General features: G+C 69.1%; 14 protein-coding genes. 4 read left to right on the forward strand and 10 right to left on the reverse strand.

The annotated features are described in order from the left end of the window. Positions 1 to 5: 5 nt before the first annotated feature. Genes Q9Q40_14740 through Q9Q40_14755 form a run of 4 tightly spaced genes read right to left on the reverse strand, consistent with a single transcriptional unit; the run spans position 6 to position 5,150 of the window. Positions 6 to 1,190 (reverse strand): isocitrate/isopropylmalate family dehydrogenase, encoded by a 1,185-nt coding sequence (locus tag Q9Q40_14740; protein MDQ7008475.1) that lies wholly within the window; start codon positions 1,188 to 1,190, stop codon positions 6 to 8. Positions 1,191 to 1,207: 17 nt separating this feature from the next. Further along, positions 1,208 to 3,148, reverse strand: coding sequence for a homoaconitase (gene lysF, locus Q9Q40_14745; GenBank protein ID MDQ7008476.1), 1,941 nt, complete (start codon positions 3,146 to 3,148; stop codon positions 1,208 to 1,210). A 26-nt stretch (positions 3,149 to 3,174) separates the two neighbouring features. Further along, positions 3,175 to 4,557, reverse strand: coding sequence for an MmgE/PrpD family protein (locus Q9Q40_14750; GenBank protein MDQ7008477.1), 1,383 nt, complete (start codon positions 4,555 to 4,557; stop codon positions 3,175 to 3,177). Between the two features lie 56 nt (positions 4,558 to 4,613). Next, positions 4,614 to 5,150: an HDIG domain-containing protein gene (locus Q9Q40_14755; GenBank protein ID MDQ7008478.1), complete on the reverse strand. Its 537-nt coding sequence runs from the start codon at positions 5,148 to 5,150 to the stop codon at positions 4,614 to 4,616. 162 nt (positions 5,151 to 5,312) lie between these two features. On the opposite strand from Q9Q40_14755, the gene Q9Q40_14760 reads away from it, so the two are divergent. After that, the gene (locus Q9Q40_14760) at positions 5,313 to 5,903 is read left to right on the forward strand and encodes a class I SAM-dependent methyltransferase (GenBank protein MDQ7008479.1); all 591 of its coding nucleotides are present in this window, start codon (positions 5,313 to 5,315) and stop codon (positions 5,901 to 5,903) included. Between the two features lie 18 nt (positions 5,904 to 5,921). On the opposite strand, the gene Q9Q40_14765 is transcribed toward Q9Q40_14760, so the two are convergent. The 6 genes from Q9Q40_14765 to Q9Q40_14790 form a co-directional block, all read right to left on the reverse strand. Further along, a complete protein-coding gene (locus Q9Q40_14765) occupies positions 5,922 to 6,311 on the reverse strand; it encodes a YraN family protein (protein ID MDQ7008480.1) in 390 nt (129 codons plus the stop codon). Between the two features lie 89 nt (positions 6,312 to 6,400). Further along, positions 6,401 to 7,801: a cysteine--tRNA ligase gene (gene cysS, locus Q9Q40_14770; protein MDQ7008481.1), complete on the reverse strand. Its 1,401-nt coding sequence runs from the start codon at positions 7,799 to 7,801 to the stop codon at positions 6,401 to 6,403. Positions 7,802 to 7,901: 100 nt separating this feature from the next. Continuing rightward, entirely contained in the window at positions 7,902 to 11,189 is a 3,288-nt protein-coding gene (locus Q9Q40_14775) for a TonB-dependent receptor plug domain-containing protein (protein MDQ7008482.1), read from the reverse strand. 400 nt (positions 11,190 to 11,589) lie between these two features. Next, positions 11,590 to 12,963 (reverse strand): sigma-54 dependent transcriptional regulator, encoded by a 1,374-nt coding sequence (locus tag Q9Q40_14780; protein ID MDQ7008483.1) that lies wholly within the window; start codon positions 12,961 to 12,963, stop codon positions 11,590 to 11,592. A 93-nt stretch (positions 12,964 to 13,056) separates the two neighbouring features. Next, positions 13,057 to 15,849, reverse strand: a complete 2,793-nt coding sequence (locus Q9Q40_14785) for an ATP-binding protein (protein MDQ7008484.1) — start codon at positions 15,847 to 15,849, stop codon at positions 13,057 to 13,059. A gap of 36 nt (positions 15,850 to 15,885) precedes the next feature. Beyond that, complete coding sequence (locus Q9Q40_14790) at positions 15,886 to 17,874, reverse strand: carboxypeptidase-like regulatory domain-containing protein (protein MDQ7008485.1); 1,989 nt, start codon at positions 17,872 to 17,874, stop codon at positions 15,886 to 15,888. A 93-nt stretch (positions 17,875 to 17,967) separates the two neighbouring features. Between Q9Q40_14790 and Q9Q40_14795 the strand changes: the two genes are divergently transcribed. From Q9Q40_14795 to Q9Q40_14805, 3 genes are read left to right on the forward strand one after another with little or no spacing between them, the layout of a single operon-like run. Next, the gene (locus tag Q9Q40_14795) at positions 17,968 to 18,750 is read left to right on the forward strand and encodes an ABC transporter ATP-binding protein (GenBank protein MDQ7008486.1); all 783 of its coding nucleotides are present in this window, start codon (positions 17,968 to 17,970) and stop codon (positions 18,748 to 18,750) included. Then, the gene (locus Q9Q40_14800) at positions 18,747 to 20,300 is read left to right on the forward strand and encodes a hypothetical protein (GenBank protein ID MDQ7008487.1); all 1,554 of its coding nucleotides are present in this window, start codon (positions 18,747 to 18,749) and stop codon (positions 20,298 to 20,300) included. The genes Q9Q40_14795 and Q9Q40_14800 overlap by 4 nt, the downstream gene beginning before the upstream one ends. After that, positions 20,297 to 21,157, forward strand: coding sequence for a hypothetical protein (locus tag Q9Q40_14805; protein ID MDQ7008488.1), 861 nt, complete (start codon positions 20,297 to 20,299; stop codon positions 21,155 to 21,157). Before Q9Q40_14800 ends, Q9Q40_14805 begins: the two co-directional genes overlap by 4 nt. The last annotated feature ends 45 nt before the right edge of the window (positions 21,158 to 21,202 follow it).

Consider the following 21,202-nt stretch of genomic DNA (forward strand, 5'->3'; position numbering starts at 1 on the left):
CGCTTCTACAGGGCGGAAATGATGGCGTCGGTCAACTCCACCGTGGTCGCCGCTCCCCTGGAGATCACGTCCGGTCCTCCAGGCAGCTTCATCATGTCATAGGCCCGGACGCGCCCCTCGGCGACCACCGCCGCCACCGCGCCTCGGATCTTCTCGGCCTTGTCGCCTTCTCCGAGATGATCGAGCATCATCGCCGCGGAGAGAATCATCGCGATCGGGTTGACGATCGGCGGGTCGAGAGCTTCGTATTTCGGCGCCGAACCGTGGGTCGGCTCGAACACGGCCACCTCGTCGCCGATATTCCCCGAACAGGCGAAGCCCAGGCCGCCCACCAGGCCGGCGAAAGCGTCGGAGACGATGTCACCGAAGAGATTCCCCGCCACCAGGACCCCGTAGTCTTCGGGGTTCTTGGTCAGCCACATCATCTGGGCGTCGATGTTGGTCGACCAGAGGGCGATGTCGGGGAAATCCGCCTTCACCTCGGCGGCGATCTCCTCCATCATTCCCGAAGTCTCCCGCAGCACGTTGGGCTTCTCGCAGACGGTCACCGATTTGTAGCCATGGCGACGCGCGTAGGTGAACGCGGCGCGCAGGATCCGCTCGCAGGCGCCACGGGTGAACAGGCGCACCGACATGGCCATCTGCTCCGGCGGCACATCGGCAAAGGCCTTCCACTTGGGATGCTCCGCCATGGCCCGGCGCAGCGCCTCCGGCGGGTGACTCCATTCGAGCCCGCAGTAGAGACCCTCGGTGTTCTGGCGGAAGATCACCGCGTCGACCTTGGGCTCCTCGTAGCCGCCGTCCGCCGAACGGCGGATGAAATTCAGCGGGTTGCCCGGGAACGAGCGACAGGGGCGGATGCAAACGTCCAGGTTGAAGCGCTGGCGCAGGCCCACGATGGGGCTGAAGTAGACGTAGCCCTTGTCCCGCAACTCCGGTGACAACTCCGCCAGGGCGGCGGGCTTGGGCTTGGAGGTGATCGCCCCGAAGAGTCCCGTCTTGTGCTCGGCCAGCAACTCGACGGTACGCTCGGGCAGGGCGTTGCCTTCCTTGATCCAGAACTCCCAGCCGATGTCGGCGTGAACGTAGTCCGCATCGAAACCCACGGCTTCGAGCACCCGGATGGCCTGGGGCAGAACGACCTTGCCGATTCCGTCCCCGGGCATGCTGACGATGGTGTGGCGCGTCATGGCGTCATTGTCTCCGTTTACTTTCCGTCGAGTCCCAGACGCCGGCGTACGAGGGCCTCCACGCCGCCGGCGACAACCAGTTCCTGAGCCGTCGCACCGAGGGGCGCGAAGGCGAAGTGCTGCTCGTTCCAGGTGATCTGCGCCCGGGTGAAATCGACCCGCAGCGCCGGATCGATCACGATGGTTCGCACGCCGGCTTCGATGGCCGACGCGGCATGCTCACGCAGCGCCCGCACGACTTCTTCCTGCTCGATGCAGATGAAGCCGTTGTTGTAGGCATTGCGCAGGTAGGTCTGCGAGAAGCTCCCCGCGATGACCATGGCGATTCCCCGGGCGGCCAGTGCCGTCACCGCCTGTTCGCGGCTGGAACCGGTGCCGAAGTTCCAGCCCCCGACCAGAATGTCGCCCGGGCGGGCCTTGCCGCTGAACTCGGGGTCGTAGTTCTCCATCACCACCCGGGCCATCAGTTCCGGGCTCACATCCTCGCGATAGGTGTAGTCCTTGCCGTAGATTCCATCGGTGTTGAGGTTGTCCTGGGGCAGGAGCAGCCCCCGGCCCTCCACCACCGCGGGAAAACCCTCGACGATCTCCACGCCGCCGCTGGAGCGGGGTGCGAGGGGCCGGGGTTCCCAGCGGCGCTCCAGTTCGACCGGCGCCATGGTTTCCGGGCCGCAAATCACGCCGGCGGCGGCGGAGGCCGCGACCACCTGGGGCGAGGCCAGGTAACACTGCGCCTCCCGCGAACCCATCCGTCCCTTGAAATTGCGGTTGGTGGCGGAGATCCCCACCTCGCCGGGCTCGAGTAGTCCTTCGCCCAGACCGATGCAGGGCCCGCAGCCCGGTTCCAGGAAGCGCGCCCCGGCCTGGCGGAAAGTCTCCCAGACGCCGCTGGCCTCGCACCGCTGCTGAATCTCCCGACTCGCCGCCGCCACGTAGAGCTGCACGCCCGGCGCCACCCGACGGCCATCGAGCACCGCCGCCGCCGCCGCCAGATCCTCGTAGCGAGAGTTGACGCAGGAAAGCAGGTAGGCCTTCTGCACGGACACCCGCCGGGCCGCCATGGTGGCCAGGGGCGTGACGGCCTGCACCGTGTCGGGACCGGCCACGTGGGGTCGCACCTGGCCCAGGTCGACCACGATACGCCCGGCGTAGGCCGCGCCCTCGTCGGGACGCGGGGGAGCCTCCCGCCACTCGGCCAGGTCTTCGGGGGTGATGCGCGCCCCCTGGTCCCGGCGCCCCTCGAGCCACTCGAGGGTCACGTCATCGACGGGGAACCAGCCCACCAGCGCGCCCCACTCGGTGGTCATGTTGGCGATGGTCATCCGCGCGTCCATCGACAAGGTCCCCACACCGGGACCGGCGAATTCCACCGCCGCGTTGAGCACCTCCCCCGAGGCGTAGAGCCCGCAGAGCGTGAGAATCAGGTCCTTGCCCGAAACCCCGCCGGGAAGGGCCCCCTCTAGAACCACCTGCACCGTGCGGGGCACCTGCCACCAGAACTCGCCGGTGGCCCAGATCGCCGCGGCGTCCGTGCGCACCACCGGCGTGCCCAGGGCGCCCACCGCCCCGTAGATGTTCGAGTGGGAATCGGAGGCCACCACGAAGGCACCGGGCCGGGCGTGGCCCTGCTCGAGCATCATCTGGTGGCCGATGCCCGAACCCGCCGGGTAGAACGTGATGCCCTGCTCCCGGGCGAAAGTCTCGATGGCCTGGTACTTGGCCAGGTTCGCCGCGGAGTGGTTCTGGATGTCGTGATCGAGGGTGAACACCGGCTGGGCGGGATCATGGACCTTTCCGGCTCCGATGGCCTGGAACTTCTTCATCACCGCCGCCGTGTTGTCGTGGGTCATCACGTGACGCGGCCGCACCGTGATGAAGTCCCCCGCGCGAACCCGCTGCGGAGCCTCGAGCCCCACCCCGTGAGCCCCGGCAATCTTCTCGATGACGGTCTGAACCATCGCTGCCTCCCGTCGCGCCGCGGGATCTACTTGTCGGCCCGGGTCAGTTCCAGCAACTCGCTGACCGAGCCCAGGGAATCCAGCTCCCAGATCGCCTGCTTGAGTTCCCGCTGCCGGGAGTCGGTGAGCACGTCCGCGGCCAGAGCTTCGAACTTCTCTTCCACCTCCTCGTCGGTCAGCGGGTTGCGGTAGTCACCCTTGGGATAGTCGAGCTGCTTTTCGAAGCTGTCGCCGCCGGTGGTGTAGATGGTCACATGGACGCGCTGCAGGGCGGGGAAGACCTTCTCGATCTCCTCGTCGGCCACCACCTCGACTTTCTCGAGCTGGGCCCGGATGGTGGGGTCCATGATCTTCTCGTCGTGGAACTGGGCGGGGGTCACCTGCCGGTCGACGATGGCCGCGGCGATGCAGTAGGGCAGCGAATGGTCCGCCGTCTCCTTGCTGCGGGGGTCGTACTTGGTGGGATCCGCCAGGATATCCGCAGCCCGCGCCAGGGAACGGATACGCACCTTCTCCACCGCGTCGGGCGCCAGGTCGTGGGTCTTGACCAGGTCGAGCACGGCGGAGATCGGAGCGTGGGTCAGGGCCTCGGTGGGAAAGCCCTTCATCCCGCAGCGCTCGATGCGCCAGGACTCCCCCAGCCCCTCGGTCAGCACTTCCAGCTTCCACTCCGGACCCAGGCAGTGAGCCAGGCCTTCCTTGCCGTCGATCACGTGCTCGGGTCCGGTGTAGCCCCGTTCCGCCAGCAGCGCCGCCAGCACGCCGCTCTGGGTCGCCAGGGGATCGACGGTATTCTTCATCATCGTCAGCTTGCCGGCGGTGACGGCCCCCAGGGTGGCCATACGGCTGCCGGAAATACCGATCGCATGCTGGATCCGTTCGTCATCCAGCCGCAGGGCCCGACCGGCGACGATGGGCGAGACGAAGGCCGTCAGGGTGGCATGGTGCCAGCCCCGCTCACGGATGCCCGGGAAGGCCGCCTCGCACATGCGCATCTCGAACTCGTGACCCAGCACGATCCCCACGATCAGTTCCCGCCCCCCCGACCCGAGCCGCTCGCAGCAGGCCAGGGCCGCGGGAAGAATGTCCGAGGGGTGGGAGGGATCCTGCTGCCAGTAGATGTCGTTGTAATCCATCACCCGGACCATCAAGGCGTTGGCCAGGGAAGCCGAGAGCGGATCGACCTTCTCCCCGCTGCCGATGACGGTGGCCTTTCCGGAACCGGCGACCTCCTGCATCAGGTCGAGGTAGATCTTCACGTCGTGCTGGCGGTACCCCCCCAGGGCGCAGCCGATGGAATCGAGGAGGTAGCGCTTGGCCTGGTGGACGGCCTGGGGAGCGATGTGCTCGTATTCCAGTTCCGCGGCCCAGCGTGCCATGGTGGCGGTGATCGTCTCGTGGGTGCTCATGGGTCTCGGTCCTTTGTCGCGCCGGGAGCGCGCGGGGGGACCCCGGCCGGGTCCCGTCAGAGATTTTTGAAGGGCAGGAAGCTCATGAAGTCCGCGTGATGGACGATGGTGGCCTCGACGCTGCGGCGCACCATGTCGCCCTCGCCCGCGTGGGCGGCGATGATGTGGCAGACCGTGTCGGGCAGGCCGCATTCCATGGCCAGGGCCACGCCGGTAAAGGGGTGACGCAGCGCCCGCCCCCGGGCGCTCTGGCGCAACCGGCCGTCGGCCAGCTCGTACTCGAGGGGCTTGCCCACGTCCGCCAGAATCGCGCCGGCGATCACCGTGTCGAGATCGATGGCCAGCGCCCGGCCGAGAAACTCCTGCATGGCCTCCGCCGAGCGGCGGGCGATGTGCACCACGCAGCGCTTGTGCTCCATGAAGGTCGCCGGGCAGTCGGGAACCAGCAGGGTGAAGGGGATCGTCTCGAGATCCGCCGGCTCGAGGGGCGAGCGCTCCATGGCGACCTCCCAGCAGCGGAGAACCTTCTCGCGCAGGTCGGCATCCGCAATCCATTCCGCTTCCGGCCAGAGCTTCCCGATCGCCTCTCGCACCGCATCTCCTCCCGCAGGCGGGGACCGCGTCCGGGCGGGCCACGACGCCCCGTTGAAGCGCTCAAGATATCAGCACCGGCACCCGGCGGCGAGGGGTTTCGGGCACTTTCCGCCAGGGCCCGCATAATGTTGCGGTCCCGCCTTCCCAACGAGGAAAACCCCGTGCCCTCCCGCGCCCGCCCCCGCCATCCGCGCAATGGTTTTTTTGACCTGGTGGCCCCGGTCTGGGACTCCCTCGTGGGCCGCTGGGCCGCTGACGCGGTGGCCGAGGCCCTGTCCCTGACCGGCGGCGAGCGGCTGCTCGACCTGGGCGGGGGCACCGGGCGCCTGGCCCGCAGACTCGCGCCCCGCTGCCGGCGGGCCGTGGTGGCCGACCTCTCCGCGCCGATGATCCGACGCGCCGCCGAGCGGGGCCTCGGCGCGACCCGCGCCCGTGCCGAAGCCCTGCCCTTCCCCGCGGCGAGCTTCGAGCGGGTGATCGTGGTCGACGCCCTCCACCACATGGGCGACCTGCAGGCCGTCGCCCGAGAAATCGCGCGGGTCCTCACCCCTGGAGGACTGGCGGTGCTCTTCGAGCCGGATCCGGCCAGCCTGCGTGGTTCCTGGATCGCCCGCCTCGAGCGCTGGACGGGATTCGGCAGCCTCTTTCTGGCCGGCGATCAGCTCGAACTCCTGTTCACCCGGCAGAACCTGGCCGTCGAACTCGACCGCCGCTCGTTCCACCTGCGCCTGCGGGCCCGCAAGGCCTCCTGAACAGGGCGTGCCCGGGGATCACTCGTCGAGATCGTCGACGAAGGCCCCCCGATGGTGCTCGAGACGCGCCTCCTGGCTGGCGAAACGCACCGTGACCAGGTCGAAGCGGCAGAAAGTGTTGCCATGGCCCTCCCGGCCGACCCACTGGGCTGCGGCCCTCAGCAGGGCCCGACGTTTGGCCAGGGATAGGAACTCCGGAGAACGGCAGGATCCCGCCCTGCGGGAACGCACTTCGACGAAGACGATCTCGCCCCGGTCCCGGGCGATGATGTCGATCTCACCCCGCCGGAATCGCACGTTGCGCGCCAGGATCTCGTATCCCTGGGCTCGTAGGTAGCGCTCGGCCAGGCGCTCGGCCTGGCGTCCGCGGGCGCTGCGCTGAGCGGGGGACGCGGGTCTTCCGTCCATCGGCCTGCCTCCCCGTCCACTGTGGCCCGGCAGAGCCCGGGGGGGCCGAAGCACCGCGTCGGCCTGTTGCGGCCGCGGGAGGCCCCGCGTCAGTCGCGGCGACGCTGGAGGCGGGTGCCCTGGGGCGTGTCGTCGATCAGGTAGCCCCGGGCGGTGATCTCGTCCCGCAGCCTGTCGGCCGCCGCCCAGTCCCGGGCCCGGCGGGCCTCCTCCCGGCGACGGGCGAGTTCCTGCACATCCTCGGGGACGGCTTCCTCGCCCCCCTCGCTCACCAGGGCGCCCACCACCTGGTCCAGTTCCACCAGCAGGGCCTCGACGGCGTCGGCATCTTCGACTCCCAACTCGCCCCGGTCGATGGCGCTGTTCAGTTCCCGCACGAGGCGAAAGACCTCGCCCAGGGCGCCGGAGATGTTCAGGTCGTCGTCGAGGGCGGCGGCGAAAGCCTCCCGCGTCTGACTCAGGCGCTCCGCCCGCAGCAGGCCGCCGGCCTTGCCGGCGACCTCGGTGCGCAGGCGCCGCCGGAGGGCATCGACACGCTCGAGTTCACTGCGGGCCTGATCGAGAGCCTCGAAGGTGAAGTTGAGGGTCTTGCGGTAGTGGGTGCCGATCAGCAGGTAGCGCAGGGCCCGCGGATCGTGACCCCGTTCGAGGAGTTGCCGGAGGGTGTGGAAGTTGCCCAGGGACTTGGACATCTTTTCCTCGTCCGCCAGCAAATGAGCCCCGTGCAGCCAGTAATTGACGAAGCGGCGCCCGGTGGCGCCCTCCGACTGGGCGATCTCGTTCTCGTGGTGCGGGAACTTCAGGTCGACCCCGCCGGCGTGAATGTCGAAGCTCTCGCCCAGGTATTTCAGCGCCATGGCCGAGCACTCGAGGTGCCAGCCCGGGCGCCCCGCGCCCCAGGGCGAATCCCACTCGGGCTCTCCCGGCCGGGCCCCTTTCCACAGCACGAAATCCGCCGGATCGTCCTTCTCGTACTCGTCCGCGTCGACCCGGGCGCCGACCACCAGCTTCTCCCGGTCCAGGCCCGCCAGGGCTCCGTACCCCTCGAAGCTGGCGATGCGATAGTAGACCGACCCGTCGGAGGGATAGGTGTGCCCCTTCTCCTCGAGACGGCGTACCAGGTCCAGCATTTCGGCAATGTGCTCGGTGGCCCGCGGGTAGTGGTGAGCCGGCTTGATCCCCAGGGCCCGGGCGTCCTCGAAGAAGGCTTCCGTGTAGCGCCGGGTCCACTCCTCGATGCCGACCCCCGCTTCGGCCGCCTTGCGGATGATCTTGTCCTCCACGTCGGTGATGTTCATCACGTGCAGGACTTCGAACCCGCGGTACTCCAGGTGACGGCGCAGCAGGTCTTCCCAGGCGAAGGTGCGAAAATTGCCGATGTGGGCGAAATCGTGCACCGTCGGCCCGCAGGTGTAGTAGCCCACCCGCCCTTCGCGCAAGGGACGAAAGTCGTCCATGCTCCGGGTCAGCGAGTTGTAGAACCTCAGCATCGCCATCTCCTCTCGTGCGTGGCCCGGATTATGCACGAGCCGAAACGAAACCGCCTTCCGGCAAGGCCGGAAGGCGGTCAGCGGGGCCTCTCCAGGCTTCCTAGAAGTTGAGCTTCATCTGCAGCTGGAAGATCCGCCCTTGCTTGCGGAACCCGACAGGGATCTCCCTGAACTCGAAACCACCCTCGGGAAGAGGAACCTCCTGCCTGACGATGCGCTGGAGAATCAGCGTGTTGTCGTTGAGCAGGTTGAAGATGTCGAGTTGCGCGGTGGCCCGCATCGAACGAACCCGGAAATCCTTCTGGAGATTCAGGTTGAACTCCCAGGTCGGCGAATTGCGCTGGTCGTTGCGCCGGCCGGTGGGGAAGATGTTTCGCGTCGTCGCCGAACCGAAGCGCAAGGAGTCCCTGTTGGTGGTGTAGTCGACGCCCGATGCGCCGATAGCGAAGTTGGCGTCCGAATCGACGACGGTACGCACCGTCACCAGCGAGTAGGGTCGACCGGTCGCGAAGGTGAACGCTCCACCGATGCGAATGCCACCCCAGTAAGGAAGCATCACGCGACCGTTGATCTTGACCACGTGACGTTGGTCGAACTCGAGGAAACCGACCTCGTCATCGGTATTGGCCGGGTCGTCTCCCAGTCCGCTGTTGTAGTCTTCGGCCTGACCGATGGCCTTGGACCAGGTGTAGGAAGCCTGCAGCTCCCAGTTCTGGTAGTAACGGCGGGTCAACTCGAGAATGTAGGCCTCGTAGCTGCTCTCGTTGAAGTTGCCGACCAGGTAGACGTTGTTGAAAAAGGGCGAGGCCAGGCGAAGGTCGGGAAGGCCGTCGTAGACAGGGTTTCCCGCCGTGTCGATCTTCCCGGCACAATCCGCGAACCGGCCGATCTTCTTGCAGCAGGGCTTGAGGGGATCCCTTGCGGGGTCGTCACAGGAGGGAAAGTCGCTGGGCCGTTCTTCCCAGAGCACGGCGGTGTGATTGATGTCGGTATCCTGGAGCTGGTCCCTGAACTTCCTGTGCAGATAGCGGACACGCAAGCTGGTTTCCGGAGCGATCTCCCGCTCGACGGAAAGGCCCCACTCGTCGTTGCCCTGGGAAACCAGGTCGCGGTCGATGGCTCGAACCGACCAGCCGAAATCTCGGAACCCGGTGCTGATCGAACCGTCACTCTTGAGCGTACGCAGGGTCAACGCCGCATCCGAGTCGGCCTCGTCCACCAGGGGCAGCAGGAAGGTCTGGCTGTGGAAGCGGCCCCAACTCGCCGCGATTTTGGTCTTGCCATCGTTGAACGGGTCCCAGGCGATGCTCAGCCTCGGTTCGAGATTGTTGTTGACGACGTCGAAGGTCTCGGAGGGGCGGGCGTTGGCCACGTCCAGTTCACCGACGAAGGGAAAACCGGCCGCCTGCTGGAGCAGCCGGCAACGCGACGTCGTGCAGGGCTCGCCCGGCAGGGGCAGATCGAAGGGGTGGTAGGTGAATCCCGTTCCCACGGGGAGAACGATGCCCGGAGCGGGAGAGGGATCGAGAGCGCTGCCCTTGAGGAAGCGGGCGAGACAGGCGGAGGGGCCGACAGGCCTACCGGTCAAGTCGATGAAAAACTGCTCGCAATCGTCGAGGTACTGTCTCCATGCCTCGCGCTCGTCCCGGGGGTCGAAGGGCACGTAGCCCGGCGCGGACATCTCTTCGCGGAAGAAACGCACGCCGGCGGTGATGGTCAGGTTGCTGGCAGGCTCGAAGGTATCGGAAACGTAGAGATGGTAGTAATTCCCTCGCGCGCCGTTCTGCCGGAGATCGACGTCACCCTCTGTCCGGGCGAAACGCGTGGTGAAGAGTTCCTGCTCTCCCCCCGACGAGCCGATGACACCGCCCCCCGGGCCGCCGATACTCCCGATAGGGGTGAATCGCGCCTGGATCCGCAGGAAATTCCGCTGGGTCTTGATTCGATCGTAGCGCACGTTTTCGATCGTGCTGCCGAACTTCAGCCGGTGACTTCCACCCAGCCACTCCTGGATGAACTGCTCGGCGTCGACCCTGTAGGTCCAGCGCTGCCGCTGGTCCTCGAAGTCCTGGTAGAAGGCGCCCGAGCGGAAGCCGCCCCGGTTGTCGTCGAAACACATCATCCCCCGCAGGGGCTCGGTCGTCGGGTTGGTCCGGGAGACGCAGGAGTTCTGGGCGTTGGGATCGACGGGATGATACTCCCGGTCGATATCGGAAAACGCCATCGTCGCCTCCCAGAAGAAGGTCGGCGAGTAGGGCGCGGTCCACTTGAGGGTGTACGTCGGCCCGCCCTGCTCGTAGACGACGCCGGTTTCGGGGGGAGCCACCGAGGAAACACCGGCGGGGTCGATCTTGAACGGATCCGCCGAATACTGGAATGACAGCTTGTTCTGGCGGTTCACCTGCCAGGTGATCTTATCCATGCTGCGGAAGGAAGTCTGCTTCTGCACGAAGGAGTCGCCGCCGATCAGGTCGACGGGATCCTTGAGATCGATGTACTCGTGATTGACGACGTACCAGAGGTGATCCTTGACAATCGGTCCGGCGAAGAAGACCGAGGGGCGGATCAGGCCGAAATCGGTGGGCTCCCGGTTGCCGGCACGATCACCATCGAAGGCCGAGTCCCGCAAAAAGAGGTTGAATGTGCCTTCGAATTCGTTGCTGCCGCTCTTGGTGATGATCTTGCCGAATCCACCCGTAGCGCCGCCATACGAGGCGTCGGCGCCGGAATCCACCACCTGGATCTCCTCGATGGCGTCGGCGTTGACGAAAGACTGGAACTGGCCCGTCAGCGGGTCCACGTTGCTCACTCCGTCGACGGTCATCCGGAAGTCCCGCTCGCGGGCGCCGTGGACGTTGGGATTACCGTCGCCGTCGTCGTCCTGCACGCCGGGGGCCAGGGTCAACACCGACTGGTACTCGCGACCGAGCACCGGGAGGTTGTCGAAGAAATCCTCGGTGATGGTGGTCTCGGTCTGGCCGCCCTTTTCGAGTTCCACCACGTCCTTGGCGGCGCGGACCGTCAGCTCTTCTCTCTTCTGCGGCCGCATGCCGACGGGAAGCTGATTGACCCGGTTGGGCAGCACGGCGACGTCCAGGCCGATCTGGCCGTAGCCGGGCATCATGACATTCACCTTGTAATCGCCTTCCGGCAGCCCTGCGAAAGTCGCCTGGCCATCGATGGTGACCGCGGCGCGCTCCACCGCCCCATCGATGCTCTTGACGATCACCCTGGCTCCGTCAAGCAAGCTCTCCTGCTCACCCTGGCTGTTGACCTCGTAAACCGTGACCTCCAGGGCGCCGACAGCGGCCAGAACAGGGCCCAGGCTCGCCACACTCAGCACCAGGGCTCCGGCGAGCGCCAGCAGGATCTTCCGCAACGATCTCATCTCGACCTCCCCCGGGATGTCGCCCCGGGCCTCCACATCGGCCTGCCAAGGCCTGCCGGTCCCGGCCGCGCGAGACTGCACGACCGGCCTCGGCCACCGTTCGACTCGAGTCCCCTGCGAACGGATCACCCTCATGTACCGCGCGCCCCTTGCCGCGGCTACGGGAACCGGGCCGGGATTCTACCCGATAAAACCGTCCCGGGCAGGCGGGCGCCGGCTGCCGCCGCATAATCTACACCCGCCAGGGGATCGCCGAGTGTCAAGGTCGGCTCCCGGTGCGGGGCGCGACCCGCACCGGGGCGCTGCCAGCCCCCTGTGTGTCCGACTTGGAGCCCTGTCTCCCCGGAAAGCGCCGAAATACCGGCGCACAGGGGGGCGCTCCGGGGTTTGCCGGACCCTTTCAGCGGATCCCCAGGCGCTTCATGCGCTCGCTGAGCGTCGAGGGCTTCATGCCCAGGATCTCCGCGGCCCGACGCTGCACGCCGCCCCCCTCGTCGAGCGCCCAGCGGATCAGGGAGCGTTCGTAGTCCTCGACGGCGTGCTGGAAGGTGCGCCCCTCGGGCAACGGCAGGGCGGAGACCGGAGAAGCCTGGCGGAACTCCTCCGGCAGCAGTTCGGGGCCCAGGATCTCGTCCCGGGCGAGGAGCACCATCCTCTCGATCGAGTTTCTCAGCTGGCGCACGTTCCCCGGCCACCCGTATTGCACCAGGGCATGCAGGGTCTCGGGAGCCAGGCGCAGGCCCGGCCGACGATGCTCGTCGCCAAGCTGGGCGAGAAAATGCTCCACCAGCAAGGGAATGTCTTCCCGCCGCTCCCGCAGCGGCGGCAGCTGCAGGCTGATCACGTTGAGCCGGTAGAAGAGATCTTCCCGAAACTCGCCCCGCGCCACCAGCTCACCGAGGTCTTCGTTGGTCGCGGCCAGGATGCGCACGTCGACCTTGACCGGCTTGACCGAACCCAGCGGCAGAAACTCCTTTTCCTGGAGCACCCTCAGCAACTTGGCCTGCACCGGCAGGGGGATGGTGCTGATCTCGTCGAAGAAGAGGGTTCCTCCCCCCGCCGCCTCGAACAACCCCCGGCGCGCCCGATCCGCCCCCGTAAACGCCCCGCGGGCGTGCCCGAAAAGCTGGGATTCGAGCAGATCGGCAGGAATATTCGAACCGTTGACGATGATGAAAGGCGCCGCGGCCCGGTCACTGCGCCGGTGGATCGCCTCGGCGGTCAGTTCCTTTCCCGTACCGCTCTCGCCGCTGATCAGCACGGTGGCGCGAGCCGGCGCCACCTGTTCGATGGTCCGGAAAAGCGCCTGCATCGCCGGCGATCGCCCGACCAGGCGCCCTTCCCGGTGCCGGTCGGCCAAAGCCCGACGCAGGCCGATGTTCTCGAGACGCAGCCGGCGCTGGGTCAGCGCCGTTTCCACCAGGAGAATCACCTCCTCGTTCTGGAACGGCTTGGTCAGGTAGTGGAAGGCACCGTTTTTCATCGCCTCGACCGCGGTTTCCACCGAGCCGTGGGCGGTCATCATGATGACCTCCCGGGTAGGGTCGTCGGACTTGATCTGCCGCAGCAGGTCCAGCCCGTCGATGCCCGGGAGCATCAGGTCCACCAGGACCACGTCGACGCTGTGACTGGCCAGGTGCGCCAGGGCCTCGTCCCCGTTCCGGGCCAGGTGCACGTCGTAGCCCCCCCGGCGCTCGAGCATCGTGCCGAGGACGTCGCGGATCACGTCTTCGTCGTCGACGACGAGCACCCGGTTGGGAGAGGAAGCGGCCACACCTGGCTCCTTGGAGGAAAGGGCGGGGAGATTATGCCGCACAGCCCGCGATACGGGCACTCGCCCCGGAACCCGAGCGCCGGTGCCGGCGGGTCAGACGGCGCGGCGATCCGCGGAGACCGCGGCCAGCGGCAGGAGCATGCGAACGGCCGTGCCCTCGCCCGGTTCGCTGTCCACGGCCAGGGTACCGGCGTGTTCGCGCACGATGGCGTAGCTGATCGACAGCCCGAGTCCCGTCCCGGCGCCGGCATCCTTGGTGGTGAAGAAAGGATCGAAGATTCTGTCGCGGGCCTCGGCGGGGATGCCCACGCCGTTGTCCCGAACCTCGAGGCGGGCCATGCCGTCACGCTCCTGCCAGGCCCGGAGGGTGATCTCGCCCCCCTCGCCCACCGCATCGAGAGCGTTGAGCAGCAAGTTCATCACCACCTGCTGCAACCTCGACCGGTCTCCCTCGGCCACCACGGGCCGAGGCGGCCGTTCGCAGGTGACCGTGGCTCCGGCCCGGCGCACCTGGGGCGCGATCAGGCCAACGGTCTCTTCGGCCAGGTCCATCAGGTCCACGGGACCGAGGGCCAGGGCGCCCTCCCCGCCGGGCCGGGAGAGACTCAGCAAACCCCGGGCGATCCGCGAGGCCCGGTCGGCCTGGGTGACCACCTTCTCCAGCAGGGGCCTGCGGGGATCCTCCGCGGGTGTTTCTTCGAGCAGGATCTGGGCGTAGGAGGAGATCCCGGTCAGGGGCGTGTTCACCTCGTGGGCCACTCCCGCAGCCAGCATGCCCACCGACGCCAGGCGGTCCTGCTGGATCAGTTGCTCTTCCATCCTCACCTGCTCGGTGACGTCGTCGAGGGTCAGCAGCAGCCCATCGAGAGCGGAGGGCGCCCCCAGGGGGGAGCAGGTGAGGTTGACCAGCCGCCCCTGCCCCACCCGCACCCGGAACGACCGGCGCGTGCGACTGAGGGTGTAGAGGGTCTGGCGGACCTGCTCGTGCAGCGCCGGGGGCAGCACGTCCACGTAGGACCGTTCGAGCACATCGTCCCGACGCTTTTCCAACAGACGTTCCGCGGCCTGGTTCCAGTGCCGCACCAACCCTTCCTGGTCGATCATCACGATGGCGATCGGGCTGGCCTCCACCAGCGCCTCGGTGCGCGATTTCAGGCGCTCGACGAGGGTCACCTGCTCGCGAAGTCGGCCGAGATGCTGGGCTCCCGCCACGGCCGCCGCCGCGTGGGCGGCCACCGTGCGCAGCAGGTCCAGGTCGTCGGAATCGAGGAGCACGCCGTGACGCCGCGGCCCCACCGCCAAAAGGGCGATCACCCGACCCTCCACCCGCAAGGGAACGAGCACCTGGACTCCCGCCAGGTGCAGGCTGGGGAGATTCTCCGGAGCGTCGGGCAGGTCCGCCAGGGTCACCACTTCTCCCTCTTCCAGCCGTCGGCGGAGGGGAGCGTCGATGCGCGCGGCCACCGGGCGTCCGGTGGCCGGTTCGACCGGCCGCGCTTTGTCTGTCAACAGCAGCAGGCGTACGGGATCGGCATCGAGCGCTTCACCGATACGCCGCTCGAGCACCTCCGCCAGCCGGGGCAGGTGCTGCTCGGCATTGAGTTCCCGCGCCACACGCTCGAGAGCCTTGCGGAAGCTGTAGCGCCGCCTGTAGAACAGGCGGCCCACCAGGTCGCGCACACCGGCTCGCACGGCAGGCGCCAGTGCCGCGGTTCCCACGGCCGCCAGCAGCACCGGGACGATTCCCGCCGGCACCAGCACGAAGGGCACCAGCACCCGCGCCAGGCTGAACAGACCGAGGAAGAGCACCACGGTCAGACCCAGCATCAGGCCCCCGGCAACGGCTCGGCGCCCGAAAAGCGCCAGGTCCATCAGCCGGTATTCCATCACCGCCCGCGTCAGCAGCGCCGGCGCCAGCCCCATCAAGGGCAGGGCGATCCAGGACCAGGAGGGCTCGACCCCGCCGAGCAACCGTGGCAACCAGGTCAGGGCGGCGAAGGGCAGGACCGCCGCCGCCGCGCCGAAGAGCAGCCAGCGGGCCTGGGCCTTCTGCTCGGCCCGGGACGTGCGCCGGGCCTGCAGCGCCAGCACCAGGACTCCCGCGAGCAGGCCGCCGCCGATCCAGCCGATCTCGATCCGGGACTGAAGCAGGTCGACCAGCCCCACGGGATCCTCGGCCCGCAAGGCACCGCTGAATCCCACCAGATGCACCTCCGCCACCAGCAGTGTCGCCGCGGGCGCGTAGATCACCGGCAGCCAGCGTCGCCAGGACGACCGGGCGGAGCGCAGCGAAAGCACGAGATGAATCCACAGGGCGGGGAAAACCAGCCGTGCCGCCCGGTCGACCCAGAAGAGCAGCCAGTCAGCCGTCTCGGCCCGGGTCGACCAGCTCACCCCGAGAACGAGGGCGCCGGCCATGCACCACAGGGCGTAGACCAGGCTGGCCCGCCGGTAGCGGGGCCGCAGGAGCACCGCCACGGCACCGAGCAGAAAGAGCAGGGCGACGGAGGCGGCGAGGATCCGGTCCCCGTGCCACTCGACCACCGCGCCGACCGAGACCGTGGCGGGCAGTCGCTGGCCGTAACGCTCGATCACCAGGCCGAGGGGGCGGCCGGGTTCGGCCCCGGCCAGGCGATCCTGTGCCGCCAGCCACGCACTGACCGGCGTGCCGGCGATCTCCTCGATGCGGTCCCCCGGCCGCAGGCCCGCCCGTTCCGCCGGGGAGCCGGGAACCACCCGTTCGATGAAAACACCGTCCTCGCCGCGAACCACGTCTACGCCGAGAAACGGCCTCACCTCCCGCCAGGACCTGGCGGCGGACAGGACGAGCAGGACCACGACCCCCAGCACCAGGAGGGTCGGCCACCAGCGCGGGCCCCGTCGCAACACTGTTTCACCTCGAACGCTCATCACCGGCCCGGGCTAGAAAGCGACCGCCACGCCGCCGGAGATACGCCGCTGGTCCACCAGGGCCAGGCGGCCCTTGGGGAGGTCGGAATCGGCGGGCGGGTCGATGAAAGCCCCCTCCTCCACGTTCACCATCAAGTGCCAGGCCCAGGTCCGGTCTCCCGCGGGCAAGCGCTGCCTGAGGCGAAAAGCCCGCCGTTGCCAGGCGGCGGCACCCTCGAGCAGGACGCCGGACGCGCCGTCCTCCACCCGCGCCCAGCCGATGGAGACGAAAGTTCCCGTGGCGGGAGAATCGACGAGGACCTGCAGGCTCTCGCCGCAGGCATCGGCGTCATCCACCACGGCGGCCAGGGGAAAGGCGCCCGACCAGCCGGCGGCCAGGCGACCGCTGGCGTCGATGCGCTCGGCCTGGAAGGCCACCGACGGCCACCCCCGCGGGCCGACCCAGTCGGCCCGGGCCCGGGTCCGCCTCAGGTGAGCCGACCGCTCGGTCAACAGCAACGGGGTCGGGGGACCGGCCGACGGTGTCTCTTCCCACGCCGGCAGGCCCCGGGTCTCCGAGCCCTCCAGGCTCAGGGTCCACGGGCCCCGGTGGTGCGAGAGAGCCAGCCGCCAGCTCTGCCCCTCAGGCTGCCGCTCACCCCGGGCGACACCCACCTCCCCGGCGAGTTCCCAGCCGGGCGCCGGACGGTAGGTGGCTCCCACCGAAGCCGCCATGCGGAGAGCGGAACGGCTCCCGCCGACCTGCATCACGCGCCAGCGGGAAGCCAGCTCCCAACGGCTCGCGGGAGTCCAGGCATCGGCCAGGCGCAGATCGAGGGTATCGCCGTGCAGGGTCTCGAGGCTCCCCCCGCCGGAACGGTCGGCGAAGGGAACGACCGCCGCCGGTCGACCGAGGGGATCGTCCGCCACCCCCCCCGCCGCACGCACCACTTCGAGTTGTCCTTCCAACTCGTGATCCCGGGCCCAGCCGCTGCGGACACTGACACGAGCGGCCAGGCGCCGCGCCGAGAATTCAGACTCGAGAGCCTCGTCTTCGCCCGGGCCCCCACCGTAATCCTCCGAGCCGCGGGCCAGCCCGGCCTCCACGCTGGCCTCGACCAGGCGACCCGGCCGCAACACGGACCAGTCTGCGCGAAGCCCCAATTGCCGCTGACCGAAGCCGCCGCCGGAGGCGGCTCCATCGGGCAGGCTCCGTCGCTTCCGCCCCAGGGTCGTGACTTCGATGGTGGGAATCCCCGTTCCCACGCCCGGCTCCGGCCGCCACGAGGCGACGACCACGTCGCCGGTGTCCCGCAGGCCACCGGCCTCCCCCACCGCCCGACGGCGGAAGCTGACGGCGAAACGCCCGAAATCCTCGATGGGCACCTCCCCGGAGAGGGCGGCGACCATGCCCTGGGCGCTCCCGGAGCCGTCGTCGGTCCACGCCCGCTGCCATTCGAAGAGCAGGGGGGAACGAGCCGGCTCAGCCCCGGCGGTCCCGTCGCCGGCGGCCGAAGCCGCCGCCGCGCCACGGGTCTCGAGACGATCGCGCTGAGGCAGCCGCAGCGCCCAGGCCGACCCGCGGGGGCGGGAGCCGGGAGGAGCCGGCGGCCCGGAGGGCTGGAGGATGATCTCGAGGAAGTCCCGCACGAGGGTATCGACCTTGCCCACCAGGACCGAGTACCCCCCCTTGACCGCAACGATGCGATAGGAGCCCGGGGTCAGGCCCGCGAGGGCGAAACGGCCCTTCGCATCGCTGCGCACCGTCAACGGCCCGGAATCCGTCCGGGTTCCCGCCCGTTCGCTGGTCAGGACGATCTCCACCCCGGCAAGGCGGTGGCCGGCGGGATCGACGGCCACGCCCCGCAGGACGCGTCCGCGGGGCGCCCCGCCGACGGCGAGCACCGGCGCGGCCCCCAGCAGGAGAACGATCAGAGCCACCCGGAGGAAGCGTCGGCCGGAACGGGAAGGGCCGACGGGCCGGCGATGCGTCACAGCGCCTTCATATTCTGCGGCCTCCATCAGTGGCCTCCATACTGTAACCCCGTTGCCCCCGCGCAGTTTAGCGAAAAACGGGCGGATTTCCATCACCTCCCGGATCTATACTTTGCCGGGATGAGCGCCCACTCGATGCCGCCCCCCGAGACCCCGGCCCTACAGATCCGGGACCTGGTTCGCCGTTTCGGTGCGATCACCGCCCTCGACCACGTGAACCTGGAGGTTCCACGGGGAGCCTTCTTCGCCCTGGTCGGCTCCAACGGCGCCGGCAAATCCACCACCGTCAGGATTCTCACCGGCCTGCTGGCCGCGGACGGGGGCTCGGTTCGGGTGCTGGGCGAAAACCCCCGCCGGGCGGGAACCGCCTTCCGCCAGCGCATCGGGGTGGTCCCGGACTTCCCCGTGCTCTACGACGTGCTCTCCCCCCGCGAGAACATCGTCCGACTCGGCGCCCTGCGGGGCCTGGCCCGGAACGAGGCCGAACGCCGCCTGGAAGAGGTCGCCGGCGCGCTCGCCCTCGGCGAACACCTGGATCAACCGGTGCGCGCCCTCTCCCAGGGCACCCGCAAGAAGGCGGCCCTGGCCGCCGCCCTGATCCACGGCCCTTCGCTGCTCTTTCTCGATGAACCTTTCGAAGGCATCGATCCGGTCGCCGCACGGGGCATCCGCAACATGCTCGAAGACCTGCGCCGGCGGGGCGTGACGATCTTCCTGACTTCCCACGTGCTGCCGCTGGTGGAATCCCTGGCCACCCACGTGGCGGTGATCGACGAGGGACGCGTGCGAATCGACGGGGCCCTGGCCGATGTGAAAGGAAGCCACGACACCCTCGAACGGGCGATTGTCGAAACTCTCGGCGTTCCGCCCGAGGTACCGGACATGGAGTGGTACCTGCCATGAACCGGCCGGCCGCCTGGGCGCTGTTCGAGCTGCACCTCGCCGTCACCCTGGGCCGGCTGCGGGAGGCGGCCCGGCGGCGGTTGGGGGTGGCCGGCATCGTGGCCGCAGGGGCCATGGCCCTGCTCTCCGGCTCGATGCTGGCCCTGGCCGCCATCGTCTTCGGCGGGGTCGGCACGATGCTGATCTCGACGCTCGCCTCGGCGGAACGGGAGACCCTCGCGGCAGTGGTGGCCGGGGCGATGGCCGATGCGACCTTGACCCTCACGCTGCTGACCATGGTGCTCTCCGACACCCACCGTACGGGACTCGACCGGCGCCCCCTGCTCTGCCAACCGGTCCGCGAGTTCGATCTGCTCGTTCTCGACCTGCTCTCGGTCCTCTTTCTCCAGCCCACCGCCTTCGTCATCTGGCCCGCGAGCCTGGCGCTGTTCGCGGCGTCCGTGCGCTTCCGTCCGGCCAGTGCTCTGCTGGGCTTGCCGGCAGCCGTGGGCCTGGCCCTGCTCACCGCTTCGGTGGCGGTGTTCTTCCGCCGCCTGCTGACCATGGCCCACTCCCAACCGGAACCCTTTCGGCCATGGCTGCGGGCCGCCACCTTGGTCGTCCCCCTGGTCTGGCTCGCCGGCGCGGGCGATTCGGTCGCCGGCGCCGCCGCCACGCCCCCGCCCGTGTGGTCGGTGGGCTACTGGATCTACCACTCGCAGATCCTGGCCTGGGCCGGTGACGGCCGGGCGCTGGCCTTCGGGCTGGCTCCCCACCTGCTGGCCGTGGGCGTGCTGGCCTCGACCCGCTCTCTGCCCTGGCTCGAAGCGCGCCTGGTCCCCTCCCGCCGACGGGGCGGCTCCCGCTCGTGGCTGCCCGCGGAAGTGCGCCGGGTCTGGGGCCCCACCCGCAGCCGCGCCATTCTTGTCCAGGCCCTGATCACCGGGGCCCTGGTCCTCGGCCTCGGCGTTTTCGTCGACCAACGAGGCTTCGACGGCCTGCCCGTGGCCGCCATCGCCACGGTGCTGGCCGCATGGACCCTGGTCACGGGCACGGCGGCACCGATGAGCAACGCCCTGGGAATCGGGGGCCGCGCAGGCAGCCTGATCCTTCTCGCGGCCCACCCCGTCCGCGGGAGCCTGCTGCCTGCCGTGGGCGCCCTGGGCGGACCGGTCCTGGCGGGCCTGGGCCTGCTGCTGGGCGTGAGCCTGTGGCTGTTCGACGACCCGGCAGCAGCTCTCGCGGGCCTCGCCGGCGGCGGCGGGGCGCTGCTCGCCGGCCTCGGCGTCGGCGCCTGGCTTTCCGTGACCTGGCCGCGGCCGGCCCCCATGGAGGACGAGGGAGACCCGACCTGGGCGGCGGGCCCGGCGCGCCTGCTGATGCCCCTCGCCCAGGGCATGCCCCTGGCTCCGCTGGTCTCCACCTTCGCCCGGAGCGACGCCGCCTCTCCCCTGGCGGCGACCTCCGCCAGCCTGGCGATCGGCGCCGGACTCGGCCTCGCCGGAGCGGTTCTGGCCGCCCGGCGGCTGCGTCGGCGCCTGCCCGCCGTCGCGGAGGCCTTGAGTCGATGACCGCCCGCTCGGCCCACCGTCACCCGCGCCGCCTGCTCGCCCTCGGAGTCGGTCTGCTCGTCGCGCTTCCCGCGGGGGCCACCGCGCCTCTCGTGCTGCGCCACGAGACGCGTGTGAGCGTCGATCTGCGGCTGGTGCTCAACCGGCCGGGCAGCACCGGGGAAGAATTGCGGGCCACCCTGCGCGGAACACCCGGCGAGCGACTGGTCTTCGCCCGGGAGATCGGCGAGGGGGACCGCGCCCTGGCCGTCGGCCTGGTCCTGCGGGTGCAGCCCGGCGAAGAAGGCGACCTCTGCCAGATCGAACTCGAATCCACCGTGCAGCCTCCGGGAACCCGGGCCGTGGAAACCCGCCGGGGCGGCGAACTCGCCCAGGGACGTGTCTGGCTGGCCGATCTGTGGAGCGACGCCAACACCGGTGAGCGGCTGGTGTTGGCCGCGGTCGTGAACTGGGAGGAAATCCCTCGACTCGAGATTCAGGATCCCCTTCGCATTCCCGTGGACTTCCTGGTGGGGGTCTACCACAAGACGGACCGGCGACTGGTCCTGCTCGAGCGTCACCGGCTGTCGAGCATCGTCGGTTCACCGGTGGAGTACGTCTATCGCCATCGCCCCGGACCGGCCGAGGACGGAGACGGAGGCACCCTGGCGATCTCGATCCTGCCCCTCGAACTGGCCGGCGACAACCTGAGCCTGCGGATTTCCGTCAGCCACAGGGGCCGCTCCGTCTATTCCTCCTCCGAGCGGATGGCGCTGAGCGTCACCGAACTCCTGCCCCCCGGAGCCAGCGTGGACCTCCCCCTCCCCCGCCGGGAAGACGCCCCTCAACTCGTCCTGCGCATCACCCCCTACTTCTGAGGTCCGGCGCGAAGCGTGATTTCCGGGCCGGCCGGGCAAGGTTGA

It is taken from the genome of Acidobacteriota bacterium (genome assembly GCA_030949985.1).
GTDB lineage: Bacteria > Acidobacteriota > Polarisedimenticolia > J045 > J045 > JALTMS01.